General features: G+C 47.2%; 14 protein-coding genes and 1 riboswitch. All 14 genes read left to right on the top strand.

All coding sequences use genetic code 11. The features are described 5' to 3' along the window. Positions 1 to 167 precede the first annotated feature (167 nt). The 14 genes from HMPREF1863_RS00485 (at position 168) to HMPREF1863_RS00420 (ending at position 18,767) form a co-directional block, all read left to right on the top strand. Entirely contained in the window at positions 168 to 1,085 is a 918-nt protein-coding gene (locus HMPREF1863_RS00485) for a P1 family peptidase (protein WP_068366143.1), read from the top strand. Between the two features lie 34 nt (positions 1,086 to 1,119). Then, positions 1,120 to 1,869, top strand: coding sequence for an ECF transporter S component (locus tag HMPREF1863_RS00480; RefSeq protein ID WP_068366141.1), 750 nt, complete (start codon positions 1,120 to 1,122; stop codon positions 1,867 to 1,869). 21 nt (positions 1,870 to 1,890) lie between these two features. Continuing rightward, the gene (locus HMPREF1863_RS00475; RefSeq protein WP_068366139.1) at positions 1,891 to 2,664 is read left to right on the top strand and encodes a type III pantothenate kinase; all 774 of its coding nucleotides are present in this window, start codon (positions 1,891 to 1,893) and stop codon (positions 2,662 to 2,664) included. After that, the gene (locus HMPREF1863_RS00470; RefSeq protein ID WP_068366138.1) at positions 2,664 to 3,602 is read left to right on the top strand and encodes a tRNA dihydrouridine synthase; all 939 of its coding nucleotides are present in this window, start codon (positions 2,664 to 2,666) and stop codon (positions 3,600 to 3,602) included. The genes HMPREF1863_RS00475 and HMPREF1863_RS00470 overlap by 1 nt, the downstream gene beginning before the upstream one ends. Before the next feature lie 113 nt (positions 3,603 to 3,715). Continuing rightward, positions 3,716 to 4,201, top strand: a complete 486-nt coding sequence (gene greA / locus HMPREF1863_RS00465) for a transcription elongation factor GreA (RefSeq protein ID WP_068366136.1) — start codon at positions 3,716 to 3,718, stop codon at positions 4,199 to 4,201. A gap of 11 nt (positions 4,202 to 4,212) precedes the next feature. Further along, on the top strand, positions 4,213 to 5,724 hold the full coding sequence (lysS, locus tag HMPREF1863_RS00460; protein ID WP_083508447.1) for a lysine--tRNA ligase: 1,512 nt from the start codon (positions 4,213 to 4,215) through the stop codon (positions 5,722 to 5,724). 48 nt (positions 5,725 to 5,772) lie between these two features. Next, positions 5,773 to 6,564: a nitrilase-related carbon-nitrogen hydrolase gene (locus HMPREF1863_RS00455; RefSeq protein ID WP_068366130.1), complete on the top strand. Its 792-nt coding sequence runs from the start codon at positions 5,773 to 5,775 to the stop codon at positions 6,562 to 6,564. A gap of 186 nt (positions 6,565 to 6,750) precedes the next feature. Next, entirely contained in the window at positions 6,751 to 10,242 is a 3,492-nt protein-coding gene (locus HMPREF1863_RS00450; protein WP_068366127.1) for an S-layer homology domain-containing protein, read from the top strand. Between the two features lie 146 nt (positions 10,243 to 10,388). Further along, positions 10,389 to 11,729 carry a butyryl-CoA:acetate CoA-transferase gene (locus HMPREF1863_RS00445; protein ID WP_068366124.1) on the top strand — a complete coding sequence of 447 codons (1,341 nt, stop codon included), beginning with the start codon at positions 10,389 to 10,391 and terminating at the stop codon, positions 11,727 to 11,729. 46 nt (positions 11,730 to 11,775) lie between these two features. Then, positions 11,776 to 13,089, top strand: a complete 1,314-nt coding sequence (locus HMPREF1863_RS00440) for an acetyl-CoA hydrolase/transferase family protein (RefSeq protein WP_068366122.1) — start codon at positions 11,776 to 11,778, stop codon at positions 13,087 to 13,089. A gap of 52 nt (positions 13,090 to 13,141) precedes the next feature. Next, positions 13,142 to 13,238: riboswitch (SAM riboswitch) on the top strand. Between the two features lie 48 nt (positions 13,239 to 13,286). After that, the gene (metK, locus tag HMPREF1863_RS00435) at positions 13,287 to 14,471 is read left to right on the top strand and encodes a methionine adenosyltransferase (protein ID WP_068366109.1); all 1,185 of its coding nucleotides are present in this window, start codon (positions 13,287 to 13,289) and stop codon (positions 14,469 to 14,471) included. Positions 14,472 to 14,478: 7 nt separating this feature from the next. After that, entirely contained in the window at positions 14,479 to 16,662 is a 2,184-nt protein-coding gene (recD2, locus tag HMPREF1863_RS00430; RefSeq protein ID WP_068366107.1) for an SF1B family DNA helicase RecD2, read from the top strand. Then, on the top strand, positions 16,656 to 17,291 hold the full coding sequence (locus tag HMPREF1863_RS00425) for a ComF family protein (RefSeq protein ID WP_068366105.1): 636 nt from the start codon (positions 16,656 to 16,658) through the stop codon (positions 17,289 to 17,291). Before recD2 ends, HMPREF1863_RS00425 begins: the two co-directional genes overlap by 7 nt. Positions 17,292 to 17,312: 21 nt before the next feature. Next, positions 17,313 to 18,767 (top strand): MBOAT family O-acyltransferase, encoded by a 1,455-nt coding sequence (locus HMPREF1863_RS00420; protein ID WP_068366103.1) that lies wholly within the window; start codon positions 17,313 to 17,315, stop codon positions 18,765 to 18,767. Positions 18,768 to 18,774 lie beyond the last annotated feature (7 nt).

Raw genomic sequence — 18,774 nt, 5'->3', positions numbered from 1 at the left:
GAGGGATTCCGACAAATTCTAAAGCTTAGATAAAAAAATACTTTTTTCTCTCAAAAATGGTAAGATGATTAGGCTTATTATCCTCTATAATTGTGAAAATGCCATGAGCTTTACGGTTGCAGGCGTTTTTTATAATTTGATATAATCGAAACGTTTGGAGGGATTCCATGTATAGTGGGTATATTACCGATGTTAAAGGCATAGCCGTAGGTCACGAAGAAAATAGAGAAAAGGGAACGGGCGTTACGGTGATTTTGCCGCCGAAAGGAAATACCGCCGGCGTCGACGTCCGCGGCGGCGCGCCCGGCACACGGGAATGTGTGCTTTTAAATCCCGCCTACGCCGTGGATGAAGTACACGGTTTCGTATTAAGCGGCGGCTCCGCGTTCGGTTTGGAAGCGGCGAGTGGCGTGATGCGCGGACTGAGAGAAGACAACATCGGCTTCGATGTCGGCGTAGGCGTCGTGCCCATTGTGCCCTCGGCGGTGTTATTCGATCTTACGTATAAATCAGCTGATGTGTGGCCCGATCAGGCTATGGGGCTTTCAGCTCATAAGAAAGCGAGCACGGAAGAAAACAGACAGGGCATTGTCGGCGCGGGAACGGGAGCGACTGTCGCCAAAAGCATGGGCGTGGAACACGCCGTAAAATCCGGGATTGGAAGTGCTTCTATAAAAGTGGAAGGGGTTACATTTTCCGCCATAGTAGCGGTAAATGCCTTCGGCAATATTTACGATGTGGAAGAAGAGAAATGGCTCGCCGAGCCCGTAGTGGACGGAAAAGCTGTTTCTATTGAAGAAGCTCTCGCCAAAGGTCGCGTGGATTTTGAAAAAGGCAAACATCAAAATACCACGCTCGCCGTCGTCGCTACCGACGGAACCTTTTCAAAGACCGAACTTTGCAAGCTGGCATCCATTAGTCACAACGGTTTGGCTAGATCCATCGTGCCCGTGCATACATCCCTGGACGGCGACACGATTTTTACAGTCGCCACCAATGCAAAAGAATGTGACGTACAATTGGCGGAAGTCTATATGCCGAAAGTACTCGCACGGGCGGTGGCCAACGCTTTATTAAGTATATGACCGGCATCGGAACGAGCCGGATCGGAGGTAACAAGTGAAGAAAAAATCCAATAAACTGTCCACGAGGCAGATCGTCGTCATCGGTATTCTCGGCGCCATTACCGTGGTGCTCGGCATGACACCGTTGGGCTTTGTGCCTATCGGGCCCTTAAATGCTACGACCATGCACATTCCCGTTTTAATAGCCGCCTTTATCGAAGGACCCGTCGTGGGCGCCTTCGTCGGGCTTATATTCGGTTTAAGCTCTCTATTTAACGCCATTACGCGGCCGACGCCGATTTCATTTGTATTTTATAATCCCTTGATTTCCATCGCCCCTCGCATTTTATTGGGTCTTATCGCCTACGGTCTCTTTGCCGCATTTAAACGCATCGACGGCAAGCGATTAAAAATGTTGGGCATGGCGGCGTGGGTGGCGGTCATCGGCTTTTTAGTGGTGGGCATTGTAAAAAATGTGGCGGCAGATACATTAGGTGCAGGCTTCGCCTTGAACGTCGCCTTCCTCCTATTATCCTTCGGGCTTTTATATTTGCTCGCCCGTTCCGAAGCGAAAAGCGCGGCGGTGGTATTGGCGTCTTTTCTCGCCACGGTGATCCACTCTGCCATGGTTATGAGCGGCATTTACATTTTCTTCGCTCAGCGATTTGTGGAAGCCATGGGGGCTTCCCAAGAATTAGTCAACACAGTGATTTTCGGAACTATCGTCACATCGGGCGTGCCGGAAGGCATTATCGCAACCATCGTCTCCACAGCTGTGGTGAGCGCGTGGTATGCTAAAAAATAAATCTAAAGAATCAGGTGAATTATGTTATTAGCAATCGATGTAGGAAATACCAATATCGTATTCGGCGCCTTTAAGGGCCGCGAACTGATCCACGACTGGCGCATCGCCTCGGATCAAAAAAAGACCAGCGATGAATTCGGCATGCTGGTGACGGAAATGCTCAACAATGTTCAATTAAAACCGGTGGACATCGAAGCGGTCATTATGTCGTCGGTGGTGCCGAACATTATGCATACCATGCAGAACATGATCGTAAAATACTTCCATCAATACCCGATGATCGTAGGCGCCGGCGTCAAAACGGGGATTAACATTCGCTACGACAATCCGAGGGAAGTGGGCGCCGATCGCATCGTCAACGCCATCGCCGCCGTGGAACGTTACGGCGGGCCTTGTATTATTATCGACCTCGGAACGGCCATTACCTTTTGCGTCGTAGACGACAAGAAAAATTACTTAGGCGGCCTTATTTTGCCAGGGATCAGCATTTCCGCCGACGCCCTCGTCTCCAGAACGTCGAAGCTTCCGAAAATCGAAATCATTAAGCCTGAAAAAGTCATCGGCAAAACCACGGTGAGCAGTATGCAAAACGGGCTTTACTACGGTTTTTCCTCCATGATCGACGGCATTGTCAAACACATTTGCGACGAAATTCAAATGGATCCTTCCGACGTGCACGTCATTGCCACCGGGGGCTTTTCCAATCTCCTCGTCTCCGACAGCGCCTACGACATTATCATCGATCGCGATCTGACCATGGACGGGTTGCGCATCCTTTACGATATGAACAACTAATGGGTTTTACAGTTGCATTGGCCCCCATGGCGGGGTACACCGACAGAAGTTTTCGCGTCATCTGCAGCCGTTTCGGCATGGATTATTCCACGACGGAAATGGTAAGCGTCAAAGCCCTTTTTTACGGCGATAAAAAAACCAAGCGATTAATGACCGTTTCGCCGGAGGAAGCCTCCGTTTCCCTGCAACTTTTCGGCGACGACGGGGATCAGTTCGCGTCGGTCATCGAATCCTTGGGAGATACGCTGAAAGCCTACAGAAGCATCGACATTAATATGGGGTGTCCGGCGCCGAAAATTGTCAAAACCGGCAGCGGTAGCGCCCTTTTAAAAGAACCGGAGAAGGCGCGAAACATTATTCGCGCCTCGGTTCAAACCTCTCCCGTGCCCGTAAGCGTGAAAGTGCGCAAGGGCTTTTTAGAAGGGGATGAAGAGGGCATGAGGATCGCCGAAATCGCCGAGGAAGAGGGAGCAGCTTTCGTTACCGTTCACGGCAGAAGCAGAGAAGCCTATTATTCCGGCGCATCCGATTGGAATTTTATTGATCGCGTGGCGAAACATCTTTCCATTCCCGTCATCGCCAACGGCGACATTACGACGGGAGAAGACGCCCTTCGTTTTAAAGAGGAAGGGATTTTAGGCGTCGCCATCGGGCGAGGCGCCATCGGCAATCCCTTTATCTTTCGCAACATCGGTGAAGCTTTAAAAGGCGAGGACATAACCCCTTTACGGGAAGAAGAAATCGTCGCGGTGGCGAAAGAGCATTTAAGCATGAGCATCGAAGAAAAAGGCGAACACTTGGGCGTCGTGGAAATGCGGAAACATTTCATCGGCTATTTAAAGGGATTTGAACACGCCAAGCGCCATCGCAGTGCCATTTTACAATTAACCGATCCTAAGGAAATCGAAGGCTATCTCGACGATCTATTACAAATATAGCCTCGGAATTGACAGAAAAAGGGAACTTTTATATAATAGGGCGAATGATTATGCGGACCCGATGCGGGTCCTTTCTTCATAAATAAGAACAACCACATTAAGGGAGTGACGCTATGACGGAAAATAATAACGAAGTATTAATTACAGAAGAAGGCTTACAAAAAATCGAGGACGAAATCGAGCAGTTAAAAACCGTTCGACGAAAAGAAGTAGCAGAGCGTATTAAAGTGGCTTTAGGCTACGGCGATTTATCGGAAAACTCTGAGTACGATGAAGCGAAAAACGAACAGGCTCAAGTGGAAGAGCGCATCGCCAAATTGGAATACATGGCGCGCAATGCAAAAGTCATTAAGGGCAACGAATTAAATGATCAAATAGTCAATGTCGGTTCCACAGTCGTTGTGGAAGATTTAGATAACGGTGACGAAGACACCTACAGTATTGTAGGCAGTGCCGAAGCCGATCCTTTGGAAGGCAAAATTTCCAACGAAAGCCCCATCGGCGCAGGCCTTATGGGAAAAGGCGTGGATGAAATTGCCGAAATCGACGTACCTCAAGGAAAAGTTCGACTGAAAGTGAAGAAAATTTCGGTCCAATAAAAGTCAGGAGGATGACAATGGCAAAAGGCCAAAAGAGCAGTGAAGTAAGACAAAGAAAACTCGAAAAAGTTCAAGGCTTAATCGACGAAGGCAACAGCCCTTATCTGGCGGAAAAATACGACGTCGATACCTACACCAACCAAATCCTTGACAATTTCGACGCCATGGAAGGAAAAGAAGTATCCGTCGCCGGCCGTATTATGAGTAAGCGTCGCCACGGAAAAATCGCCTTCTTAGATTTACAAGATACTTACGGAAGAATTCAAATCTTCGCCAAGAAAAACATTATGGAAGAAAACTACGAAGTGGTAAAAGCTACAGACGTAGGGGATTTCCTGGGCGTAAAAGGCAAGGTTATTCGCACCGAAACCGGCGCCATCTCCGTGGAAGCGGAAGAAGTGGAACTTTTATCCAAGAGCATTCAAGTTCTTCCGGAAAAATTCCACGGCTTGAAAGATATGGATTTAAGATATCGCCAACGTTATGTTGACCTTATCGTCGATCCCGAAGTAAAAGAAACCTTCTTTAAACGCAGCGCCATTATTAAAGCCATTCGCGAATTTTTGGATAACAAGGGCTTCCTCGAAGTCGAAACCCCGATCCTCGGCAATGTGGCAGGGGGCGCCAACGCAAGACCCTTCTTAACCCACCACAACGCATTAGATATCGACCTTCAAATGCGTATCGCCAACGAACTTTTCTTGAAACGCCTCATCGTCGGCGGCTTCGACAAAGTATACGAAATGGGCAAAATGTTTAGAAACGAAGGGATGGATACGCGCCACAACCCCGAGTTTACCAATATCGAACTTTACCAAGCTTACGTCGACATGGACGAGATGATGCTCATCACCGAAAACATGTTTGCTTACGCCGCCGAAAAAGTATTGGGCTCTCCCGTCATCGAATACCAAGGCACGACAATCGACTTGACGCCGCCGTGGAAACGCATCAGCATGGAAGATGCGGTTAAAGAATACGCAGGAATCGACTTTTCCGCAATTGAAACCGACGAAGAAGCATTAGCACTCGCCAAAGAAAAGGGATTGGACGTACAACCTTTCTGGACACGCGGCCACGTCATCAGCGAAATGTTTGAAGAATACTGCGAAGAAAAACTGGTACAACCGACCTTCGTCACCGGCCACCCGGTAGAAGTAAGTCCCTTGGCGAAGAGAGATCCCAAGGATCCGCGCATTACCCGCCGTTTCGAAGCCTTCATCAACACATGGGAATTTGCCAACGCCTTCAGCGAGTTGAACGACCCCATCGATCAACGTGAACGCTTTGAAGAGCAAGTCAAAGATCAGGAAAAAGGCGACGACGAAGCTCACCCCATGGATCACGACTTCATCAATGCCATCGAAGTAGGTTTGCCTCCCACAGGCGGACTCGGCATCGGCGTCGATCGAATGATCATGCTCTTAACCGATCAATCGAGCATTCGCGACGTCCTATTCTTCCCCACGATGAAACCTCTCGACGAGGGAGAAGAGGAAAGCTGGGAAGACGACGAAGAATAATAAAAAGACCCGCGCGGGTCTTTTTTATTACATAGAAAGGGATATGCCATGAAGATAAGCTGCATACAATTGGACGCGCGATTGGCCGCCGAGGGAGATCCCTACGCATACGCGGAAAAAATGATCGAGGAGGCGGCAAAAGAAAATCCCGACACCATACTCTTGCCGGAAAAATGGAACGCCTTCGGTCATCCGACGACCCACCGAGCACAAAGCGATTCGAGCGGCGACAAGACGAAAAAGTTACTGAGCCGCCTGGCGAAAAAACATCACGTCAACATCGTCGGCGGAAGCATTACCGAGGAGCGAGAAGACAAACTTTACAACACCTGCCACGTTTTTAATCGGGAAGGAGAAGACGTTCTCGTTTACGACAAAGTTCATCTTTACAAAGAGCAGGAGAAAAATTATTATGCCGCCGGCGACGCCATCGGCCTCTTTACCCTCGACGGCATTTCCTGCGGCGTGGCCATTTGCTACGACATGGATTTTCCCGAATGGATTCGCTGCTACGGCATACACGGCGTGGACATACTCTTCGCCCCCTTCGCCTGGCCCAGCAAGTGGATGCATCATTTGGATATGGTGCAAAAAGCGAGGGCGCTGGAAAACCAATGCTTCGTCGCAAGCGCCGGCCTGTGCAAATCCGACGGGGACGGACATTACAGAAGCGGCGGCACGTCCCTTGCCGGACCCCACGGCGACTTTATAAAAAAAGCGGGACAAGAACCCGGCGTGTTGACGGGAAAAGCGGACAGAGAAACACTAATGGCCGCGCGAAAATGGCAACACTTTTTAGATGACAGAAGAGAAGATCTCTACCGCAAATACGGATTTTAAAAGAACGCGCAATGTGTTCTTTTTTAGTTTAACGATTCAGACATAAAAGCATAAATTTAAAAATGATATTTAACGAACTTTATATAGAAAATTTCGATAAGGGTTCTAAGAATTTCTATTGGTGTTATTGTTATCAAATAGATAAGATGAAAACGTTAGTTGAAACCAGATTTTTAAGGAGGAATCATGAAGAAATTTTTAGCTCTAATATTGGCATTTGTCATGCTAATTGGCAATGTACCCCATGCTTTTGCACAAGGTGGTAGCAATGCTTGGCAAATGGAAATTCCAAACATACTGGATATAAACGAAGAGTACATTAAGAAAAATAGCGACACGCTTTTTTCAGGAGAAAATGTAATTGAAGATCCCGTGTTGAAAGAAGCGATCAATGCGTCTTATAAACGCACGGCAGATCAACCGGTAACGAAGGAGATGCTGAAACACGTCATCACTTTAAGTCCGGAAAAATGTCTGCCGCACAATCCCGGAGAAGATTTTCATAAATGTAAATCAATCAAGGGAATGGAGTATGCGGAAAATCTCCAATATGTTTCATTGCCCTATCAGCCGATTGAAGACTTGTCGCCCTTGGCCAATTTGACAAAAATTCGCTACATCAATATTACCGGCAACGGAAAAGTACAAGATTTTAGTTTTTTAAATAAGCTGGTCAATGTGGAAGAACTCCATGTTCGCATGGCGAAAGTAAAAACCATTGACGCATTAAAAAATTATAAGAAGCTTTACTTTTTAGATGCCGATTCCTGCGAGATTTCAGATTTTTCACCTTTGAGCAATTTAGTCAATTTAAAGTATTTAAATTTAGACAAAAATATTTTTAAAGAAAATAGTGCTGAAGCCTTTAGCAAGTTAGTCAATTTAGAAGTATTAAACATCAATAACAAAGCGGAAAATTATGGTTTAAATATTCATCCGGAGAAGATAAAATCCATTGAACCGCTAAAGAACTTGACGAAGTTAAAAGAATTTCATGCGACAGGACATGATATTTCAGATATTTCGATTCTAAAAAACATGAAGGATTTAGGGACGGTTTATCTGAACAATAACGCAATTGAAGATTTCTCGCCTGTTGACCACGTAAAAAATGTTAATGGAAAAAACGATCAAGTTATCAAAACTGAATCGGATAAATTTGTTCCGCAACTTCAAACGATTGAGCTTGAGCTCGGAACGGAGTTAACAGCAGATTTATTAAAGCCTGCTATTAAAAATTTGCCAAGTGATGCCACAGTTGAAATTCAAAATGGATTGAAAAATGCCGATATGTCCAAGGAAGGGACCACGCAACAGCAGGTAAAGATTACTTTTTCCGACAGTTCTAGAAAATTCGTAGTGGTTAATATCAAAGTTGTCCCTAAAGAAGAAGCAAAAGAACCGTTACCTATTTATGTCGCCAAAGGTGAAGATATCATTTCTCCGACGTTCGAAGTAGATTTTTTGGATGGAGATCAAGTGATCGAAACAGTTTCAATTACGAATGGCGGGGGCTCACTGACAAAGTATGAAGTCGGGAAGACCTATAAGCTACGCATAAAAGGAAGCGACGAGTATGAGCTTGTGTCAGGTATTGCCAAAATAGTAGGTGAGCCTGGAATGCCAGGTGTCCACTTTTTAGAAACAGAAGATCAAGCACTGGGTTTAGAAAATGCTTCTGTTATTAAAGTAAAAGATAAAGTGACCGAGCCGGAAGCACCTCAAAATCCTTTGCTATTTATGGTTTCAAAAGAGAATGATATTTTAAATTCTCCGGTTGATATCGAAGTCTTAGATGGCGATAAAGTACTTGATACTATTACGCTTGAAAACTCCATGGGTATTCTTAGAAAATATAAAGTAGGAAAAACTTACACTCTTCGCATTAAAAACAATGACAAATTGGAACTCGTAACGCCTTATGCAAAAATTGTAGAAGGCAACGGGAACGTAGGTGTTCACTTTTTAAAAACCGTAGATGAAGCTATTTCATCAGATAACGAAGGAGTTTTAAAATTAAAAGATCGTGCTGATACGACGCCATCGGAACCTGAAACTTCTAAAGCTCTTTCGGAACTTAAAATTAAAGTCCTATACAACGGACAGCCGAAAGAAGGCATTCAAATCAGATTGAACTTATGGGATAAACGTGGAATTCCTTCCGTTATTGCTCAACCGAAAACTGACAGCAACGGCACGATTACGCTAAAGGATTTAGAGAAAAATACGAAATACACTGTTGTATTAGAGACTAAAGAATACCGTTTTAACCCGGATCAATTTGAATTTAAGACCGATGAGAACGGAAAAATTAAGACCATAGGGTCTAAAAATGCTTCTGAATATGCAGACGGTTTTATTGTAAAAGCCGAAGATAGACGGTCACAAGGAGAGAAGACAGTCTCTATCGACTTCAAGACTGTTTACAAAAAGGATGGACAACCGGCGAAGGATGTAGAAATCACCGCCAATCAAATCAATCCGAATTTGAGTTCTTATCGTAATGCGACGTCTGACGAGCATGGAAATGTTCATTTCCAACTAGAGGGCGTGCAAGGCGGTAAAATCTACGCTATGACCGTTTCAAAGAACGGACAATTTATGTGGGAGTTTGAACCCGAGTTAATCGAGGTTAAAGTTTATGAAGATCATTACGAAATTTTAAATTCGAAAGGTAACCCCAATAAAGAAAATATCTTTAGAGTAACCAAAAATGACAGAAATTATTTGAGAGATGATTTAAGAAAAATCATTGCCGAAGCGGAACAACGTATTAATAGTGGCGACTATACACCTGAATCGGTGGCAGCGTTAAAAACTTTTGTTCAAGGCGGTAAAGAGGAACTTAAAAAAGCTGAAACCATTCCCTATTATGTGGAAGGGCATATTGCCAATATTAAAAAAGGCATGGCTCAATTAGTATTAAAAGAAAACAAGAAACCCGAAGTAAAACCCGACACAAAACCGGAAGCAAAACCGGATGTGAAGCCTTCCACTCCCAAATCGAAAGGTTATATCACCTTAATGCCGATGAATAAAGTGGAAGCTCCCAAGGCAAAAGCTCCCGAATCGAAGCCCGAAGCAAAGGTACGCAACAGTATTTACGTACCCAAGGCGGATTTCCCCGTAAACCTTACGGATATTCCCGCAGGTGCTGAAGGCGACGCTATGCGCCATATGGTAAGCCGCGGCGTGTTAAAAGGCATGGGCAACGGAAAATTCGAGCCGAACACGACGATCACTAGAGCGATGGTAACCCAAGTATTCAGAATGATTTCGAAAGATAAAGCTGTAGGCTCCTCCGTAAGCTTTGCAGATGTTAATACAAACAATTGGTTTGCCGATCCCGTTCAATGGGCAAGCAACAACGGTTTAGTCGCAGGATATCCCGATGGCAGCTTTAAGCCTAATCAAAAACTCACCTACGAAGAATTTGCTTCTCTTCTCGATCGCCTCCTAAAAGAATATGGCATTCAATTTAATAAGGTGAAGGCAGTTAACGAAAAGGACTTTGCTAATGTCGCCGGCTGGAGCCGCGAATCCGTCATGCACATGGTGGAACTCGGCCTGATGTCAACCGATACCAACGGTAAGGTTCAACCCAAGAGAGAATATACTAGAGCGGAACTGGCATATACTTTAGATCAATTAGTACGCCAAGCCGATCAACATCGTTAAATAGGAAAGCGTCTCGACTTTTGTCGAGGCGTTTTTCTGTGGAAAGTTTTTCGTTGAAGGGTGTTCTTTAAATTGAAAAATTATATAGTATCGTGTATATTGTTTTTATAAGAACAATTTACTACATGGCATGCATGGAGGATAGAATGGATTACTCAAAACGATATAAAGAAAAATTAGTGTCGGCGAAAGAAGCGGCCGGTGTCGTAAAATCCGGCGATCGCGTGGAAATGGGCTGGGCAGCGGGTATCAGCAAGGCTGTAGACAAAGAGCTCGCCAAACGTGTCGACGAATTGGATAATGTTTTATTTTATGGCGGCCTTACTTTCGAAGCGCCGGAAGTCATGAAGGCGGATCCGGAAGGGAAACATTTTACGTGGAATACGTGGCACGCCGGCGGACCGGAACGGAAAAGCATTAACGCAGGATCCGGTGCTTTTTATATTCCTCTCCGTTATTCGGAACTTCCCAAATATTATCGCGATGAAGTGGACATCGACGTCGCCATCGTCATGACAACCCCCATGGATAAACATGGCTATTTTAACTTCGGTTTAAATGCGTCGCATCAAATGGCGATTTTAGAAAAAGCCAAGACGGTTATTGTGGAAGTCAATGAAGCCTTTCCTTATTGCTACGGCAGAAGCGAATCTGAAATTCATATCGACAATGTAGATTACGTCGTGGAAGCGGGCTCCATGCCTTTATTTGAAATTCCCGTGGCGGGCTTCGGCGATGTAGACCGCGCCGTTGCTGAATTTATCGTCGATGAAATTCCCAACGGTGCCACCCTTCAATTAGGTATCGGTGGTATGCCCAATGCCGTCGGCGCATTAATTGCCGACAGTGATTTAAAGGATTTAGGTATCCACTCGGAAATGTACGTGGATGCTTTCGTGGAAATGTCGAAAAAGGGCAAGGTCAACGGCTCTAAAAAGACCATCGATAAATATCGCCAAGTTTACGCTTTTGCTGCAGGCAGTAAAGAGCTTTACGAATTTGTCGATCAAAACCCGGAATGTATGGCGGCTCCCGTCAACTATACCAACGGCGCCGACGTAGTAAAAGAAATCGATAATTTTATTTCCATTAACAACGCATTGAACGTCGACCTTTGGGGACAAGTTTCCTCTGAATCGACAGGTATGAAACATATCTCCGGTGCAGGCGGACAATTGGACTTCGCCCTCGGCGCATACCTGGCCAAGGGCGGCAAGAGTATTATTTGCTTGAGCTCCACATTTAAAAATAAACAAGGCGAAGTGGAATCCAGAATTCTTCCCAATTTTAAAACCGGATCCGCCATTACCGTGGCACGTCCGAACACCCAATATATTTGCACGGAATACGGCATTTTCAACTGCAAGGGTAAATCGACCTGGGAAAGAGCGGAAGGTATTATTAACTTAGCGCACCCGGATTTCCGCGACGGGTTAATTCGAGACGCCGAAGAAATGAATATTTGGCGCAAGAGCAATAAACGATAGAAAAGAGCCGACGAGGGTCGGCTTTTTTTAATCAGCGAGGACGATTATGGATTTAGAAAAAGAATACAGACAAAAAGTGATCACGGCGGAAGAAGGGGCGGCTCTCGTAAAAGAGGGAGATGTTTTAGAATTGGGCTTTGCCGCTATTTTCCCCGTGCATTTCGACGAAGCCTTAGCGGCGCGGAAAGATGATTTTCGCCACGTGGTGATTCGAAACGGCATTTTATCCAACCCATCGAAACTTTTGGAAGTCGGGGAGCCTTTTGAATGGCAAAGTTGGCACGCCACCCCCGATGTGCGCCGCGCCATTGAAAGGGGAACGGCCAATCACATTCCCATTCGCTACAGCGAAATGCCCCGCTATATTCGGGAAAATGTACGAACGGATATCCTCGTCCTTCCCGTAAGCGAAATGGACGAACACGGCTATTTTAATTTCGGCTTAGATTCCAGCCACTTTTTAGATCAAGCCCGCATGGCGAAGACGGTGGTGGTGGAAGTGAATCCCCTCCAGCCGAGAGTGGCGGGGAGAAGCGAGAGCGAAATCCATTTGCGAGATGTGGATTTTATTATCGAAACGGAGGGATACCCTGTCGCCGCCCTTCCCATTCGAAGCTACACGGAAGTGGACGAAAAAATCGCCGCCTTCGTCGTGGAGCGTATTGAAGACGGATCCACTCTTCAGCTGGGGATCGGCGCCCTTCCCGGCGCCGTAGGCGACGCTATCGCCTCCAGCAGCTTGAAGAATTTAGGCGTGCATACGGAAATGTACGTGGACAGTTTTATGGACATGACCCTCGCCGGAAAAATTACAGGCGCTATGAAGACGCGGGACAAGGGGCGGCAGGTCTTCGCCTTTATAGAAGGCAGCGAAAAACTGTATCGCTTTGCCGACGAAAACCCCGAGCTCATGTCGGCGCCGGTGGATTACGTCAACGATGCGCGCGTGATCGCCGATCAATACCGCATGGTGAGTATTAACACGGCGCTCCACGTGAATTTACGAGGCGAAGTAAGTTCCGAAACCGTAGGACTTCGCCATATTTCCGGCGCCGGCGGACAATTGGATTTCGCATTAGGCTCTTACCTCGCGCCGGATGGGAAGGGATTTATCTGCTTACATTCGTCGCGAGTGGATAAAAACGGCGTGCGTCATTCCAATATTGTGCCGGATTTTTCCGCAGGAACCATCGTTACCATGGTGGCGCCGGTGACCCAATATGTCGTTACGGAATACGGCGTCGCCAATTTAAAAGGCAAGTCTACTTACGAGCGCGCGAAAGCATTAATCGCCATCGCTCACCCGGAATGCAGAGAAGAATTAATTCGCGGGGCAAAGGCAAAAGGCGTGTGGCGGTAGATTATTCTTGCTATTCTATAGCCATAGGGCTATAATATTAGACACTAATTATTTCTTATCAAGAGTGGTGGAGTGACTAGGCACTATGAAACCCGGCAACCTGTAAAGGTGCTACATCCTACAGGCGCGTCAGGTCTGAAAGATAAGAAGAAAACCTGCCGCGCGCAGGTTTTTTTTAATGTTTAAGAGGAGGAATTATGGATAGATGGTTATTTTCATCGGAATCGGTAACCGAAGGGCATCCCGATAAGGTTTGCGACCAAATTTCCGATGGTATTTTAGATGCAATTCTCGAAAAAGATCCCAACGCTCGCGTGGCGTGTGAATCGTTAGTTTCCACGGGCATGGTCGTCATTACCGGCGAAATCAGCACCGAAGCGTACGTGGATTTTACAAATGTAGTACGCTCGACGCTTAAAGATATCGGCTACACCCAAGGGGTACAAACGGGATTTGAAGCAGATTCCGTCGCCGTTATCAGCGCCATTAAAGAACAAAGCGGCGACATCGCCATGGGCGTAGACCGCTTTAAGGAAGCGAACACGGAAGAATTAGACGCATTCGGCGCCGGCGACCAAGGGATTATGTTCGGCTACGCTTGCCGCGAAACGGAAGAGCTCATGCCCCTTCCCATTAGTCTCGCCCACAAAATGGCGAAAAAACTTTCCGACGTGCGTAAAGACGGCACGCTTAAATACCTTCGCCCCGACGGCAAGACGCAAGTGACGGTGGAATACCAAGACGGCAAACCGGTGCGTCTCGAAAACATCGTCGTCAGTACGCAACACGACGAAGAAGTGGATCTGGAAACGATTCGTCGCGATATGAAACAATACGTTATCGAAGCGGTAGTCGACGAAAAATGGATCGACGAGGACACGAAGATTTACGTGAACCCCACCGGACGTTTCGTTACCGGCGGCCCCGTCGCCGATGCGGGCCTAACGGGTAGAAAAATTATCGTCGATACTTACGGCGGATACGCTCGCCACGGCGGCGGCTGCTTCAGCGGCAAGGATCCGACAAAGGTAGACCGCTCCGCAGCGTATGCCGCTCGTTATGTGGCTAAAAACTTAGTAGCGGCAGGGGTTTGCGATCAATGCGAAATCGGCTTGAGCTACGCTATCGGCATCGCCCGTCCCCTTTCCGTTTACGTGGAAAGCTACGGCACATCCGATTTAACGGATAACGAAATCGAAGACCTGGTACATGAAGTATTCGATCTTCGTCCGGCGGCCATTATTAAGGATTTAGATTTGCTTCGCCCCATTTACAAAGACGTAGCGGCATATGGCCACTTCGGTCGCGAATCCTTAAATGTACCTTGGGAACGCACGGATAAAGTAGACGCGATTAAAAAAGCATTGGAAAACAGAAAGTAGGCATTCTTTGGTAATTGAAGGTGTATTGGATCACATTATTTTCAGAAATGAAGACAATGGCTACACGGTCGCTCAATTCATAACCGATGACAGCGATATTGTCGTAGTGGGATCCCATATTGCCTTACATGAACAAGAGCATTTACGTTTGGAAGGGGAATTGATTTACCATCCGAAATACGGTGAGCAGTTTCAATTTCAATCGGTGTCAAAAATAAGGCCACGGGGAAAGGCGGCGATTATCGGCTATCTTTCCGGTGGCCTTATTCCACATGTGGGAAAAGTGACGGCGAAGCGGATCGTGGACACTTTCGGCGACGAAACCCTGGATGTGATCGAAGAGCATCCCGAACGGCTGAAAGAAGTGGAGGGCATCGGCAAAAAGCGGCTCGACATTATTTTGGAATCCCTGGAAAAGCAAAAGGATATGCGCAATTTCCTGCTCGATGCGGCGAATTTCGATTTGTCGACGAAAGAGGCCCTGGCCATTTACAAAGTCTACGGCGACGGCGCCATGGACATGGTGGAAAAAAATCCCTATCAATTAGTGGGGAAAGTGCGAGGCATGGGCTTTTTAAAGGTGGACGCCATTGCCGAAAAAGTCGGCGTCGCCAGAGACGACGGCACGCGCATGGTGGCGGGGATGAAGCATATTCTTTCCCGCGCCGTCTTAGACGGCCATACCTATTTGCCAAAAGACGAGCTCATCGCTCTCTCGGCAGAGCTGCTCAATGTAACCGAAGAATTTTTAGAGGATTACGTTACCCGCCTCGCCGTGGATCACGATATTTACATTGCCGATCGCCAAGGGGTGAAGGTGTATTTTCTCACCTATTACCGCGCGGAAACTTTCGTCGCCGAAGCGCTTAAAAAGCGGGGCAAAGTCAATCTCGCCGAGGGCATGGCGGAGGATATGGTGTCGTCGGTTTCTGAAAATTTATCCATGGAACTTGCGGACAAGCAAAAAGAAGCTTTGGCGCGGGCGGTGGATTCCAATCTCCTCGTCATCACCGGCGGGCCCGGTACGGGGAAGACGACGACGCTCAGGGCCATTGTGGAGGCCATGGACAGGCTCAATCTTAAAATCGCCTTGGCGGCGCCTACGGGCAGGGCGGCGAAGCGCATGGAAGAGACGACGGGACGATCGGCTTCCACCATTCATAGACTTTTGAAATACGATTATATCGACGAAGAGGGCACAGATTCCCAAGTATCCGGCGATAAGATCGACGCCGACGTGGTCATCGTCGACGAAGCGAGTATGATCGATCTTTTGCTCATGCGGGATCTCCTGGATTCCCTGAAAGACGATACACGCTTAATCCTCGTAGGCGACGGCGATCAGCTTCCGCCGGTGGGGGCGGGGAATGTGCTCCGGGATATTCTGTCGTCGGGAACCATTGAGTCTGTGCGCCTCGATGAAATTTTCCGCCAGGCGGAAACCTCTTACATCGTCAAAAATGCCCACAGAATTAATCATGGGCAGGCGCCGATCGTCAACGAAAAGGGCGGCGATTTCTTTTTCATCGAAGAGCCGGACGCCGGGCGAGCTGTGGATTTAATTTGTTCCCTCGTGAAAAATCGTCTGCCCGATTTTTACGACATCGATCCCTTCGACGACATTCAGGTGTTGGCGCCTATGAAAAAAGGGGTGTGCGGCATTGAAAACTTAAATATCGCGCTGCAAAAAACCTTAAACGACAGGAAAAAGGGTTTGGATTACCGAGGATTTTCTTATCGCGTCGGCGATAAGGTCATGCAGATAAAAAACAATTACCAAATGGAGTGGAAATCCCATTCCTCGGTTTTCGACAACGAAGGCACCGGCGTTTTTAACGGCGATTTAGGCAGGGTAACGGTGGCGGATGGCGACGGCAATTTTTTAAACGTTATGTACGACGACAAAGTCTGCACCTATGGCGGCGAAAATCTTTCCGAGCTTCAGCCCGCTTACGCCACCACCATTCATAAATCCCAAGGATCGGAATTTCCCGTGGTGATCATTCCCGTGCTCCCCGGGCCGCCCATGCTTTACACCCGCAATCTCCTTTACACCGGCGTCACCCGGGCGAAAAAGGCGGTGGTACTCGTAGGCAGTCGCCATATGATGGCCAATATGATTAAAAATAATCGCATCGAATGGCGTTATTCCGATTTAGATTATTTGCTCAAGGAGAAATCGAAGTGGTAAGGGGTTTATTTTATCGCGGCGGCTGCGTTCTCTGTATGGAGCGTGAGGCTAGCCGCTTTCGATTGTGCGAGGAATGTTTGAGTGCTCTTCCCTTTTTAGGGGAAAGGCTCTTGACAGAAAAGCGACTTCCCGTATACGCTCTTTTTAGAGAAAATCCCCTGACGGCGAAAATGATTCAGGGGTTGAAATACAGAGAAGAGCGTTACTGGCAAGATGTGTTCGGAGGGCTCGGCGCGGATTTTTTAATTCGCAAAAAGCTCCATAAGGTGGATTTTATTTGTGCCGTGCCCACATCGCCGAAAAAGCGGCGTCTTAGAGGCTACAATCCGCCGGAGCTTGTGGCGCGAAAAATCGCGTCGGATTTAAATTTAACTTATTTCGAGGGTTTGCATCTTCAAAAAAAGATGAAAGATCAAATCGGCCTTTCGGCGAAAGAGCGGAGAGACAATGTTCGCGGCGGCTTCCGCGCTGATCCCGTCAAGGGAAAGGTGCTGTTGGTTGACGACACCTACACCACCGGCGCCACCTTGGCATCGTGTGGAGAGGCGCTTTTGGCATCAGGCGCCCATGACGTCATAGGCTTTGTATGTATGAAAGCGGCGGAAGTACCACAGGACGACATCCTTTAGACGAAAACCGTGGGAGGTTTTATGCTATTTAATTCCATTCAGTATTTAATCTTTTTTCCTCTCGTGGTGATCTTGTATTTTCTGTGCCCGCGAAAAATAAAGAAAGCCTTTTTATTGGGGGCGAGCTTCTTTTTCTACTCCTGCTGGAATGTGAAATACACGCTTCTCATGATGCTTTCCATTGTGCTCACCTATTTAACCGGTCGCATGGTGGAGGGAACGGAAAATATTAACAGGCGAAAGTTCTACGTGTTCCTGTGCTTCGCCGCCAATCTCGGCATTTTATTTATCTTTAAATATTTCAACTTCGCCGTAGCAACCGCGAACCGCATCGGAACCCTATGGGGCGCATCGCCTATTAATTTAGGCATTAACGTCCTGCTTCCCGTGGGAATTTCTTTTTATACCTTTCAGGCGCTGGGCTACACCATCGACGTGTACCGCGGCGATTTAAAGGCGGAGAAAAACCTGCTTCACTACGCTCTCTTCGTCTCCTTTTTCCCTCAACTGGTGGCGGGGCCTATCGAGCGATCCACCCATTTGCTGCCTAAACTAAAAAAAGATCACAGCTTTACTTACGATAATCTGATTTTAGGCGGTGTCGATTTAATTTGGGGTTTTTTCTTAAAACTCGTCATCGCCGACAGAGTGGCCATATTCGTCAACGAAGTCTTTCCGCGGTATGGGGAGTTTTCCTCGGGAAGCCTACTGCTCGCCGCCTGTTTTTTCACCGTGCAAATTTATTGCGATTTTTATTCCTATTCCCTTATCGCCAAGGGTTCGGCGAAAGTGTTGGGAATCGACTTAATGGATAATTTTAAAGAGCCTCTCTTTTCTAAATCCATTGTGGAATTTTGGCGACGCTGGCACATATCTCTTTCCGGATGGTTTCGAGATTATCTTTACATTCCCCTCGGCGGCAATCGCAAGGGAAACATTCGTCATCTGGTGAACATCCTCGTCGTCTTCGCCGTGTCGGGTCTTTGGCACGGAGCGGCTACGACCTTCGTCTTGTGGGGTATGATCCACGGATTTTTTAACGCCCTCGAGGCGGTGATTAAAAAGAAGAGAGGGAAGAGAGAGCGTGGGAATATTTTGGTGGCGGCCATTCAACATCTTTATACCTTCGCCGTCGTGGTCTTCGCCTTCGTTTTCTTCCGCGCCGATTCTACATCTCAAGGGCTGGGGCTTATAAAGAATATGGTCACCGGCACATGGAGCGGCGGAACGTTTTTAAACGAAATCGCCAAGAGCCAAATGGGAACGAGGGGGCTTTACGCCGCCCTCTGCGGTGTGGGCTTACTCGTCATTGTTGATGCTATGAAGTACAAGGGCGTAAATTTGCGGGAAAAAATCGCCAACACGTCGTGGCCTTTGCGTATGGCGCTCTTTTTGGCGCTCTTCTTTTGCACATTGGTCTTCGGCGTGTACGGGCCGGGGTATTCGGAATCGCAATTTATTTATTTTCAATTTTAGGAGATGT

The sequence above is a fragment of the Aedoeadaptatus coxii genome (genome assembly GCF_001553115.1).
Lineage (GTDB): Bacteria > Bacillota > Clostridia > Tissierellales > Peptoniphilaceae > Aedoeadaptatus > Aedoeadaptatus coxii.
Note: the sequence above shows the minus strand (reverse complement) of the source record. Positions and strands in the feature narration are given on the sequence as shown.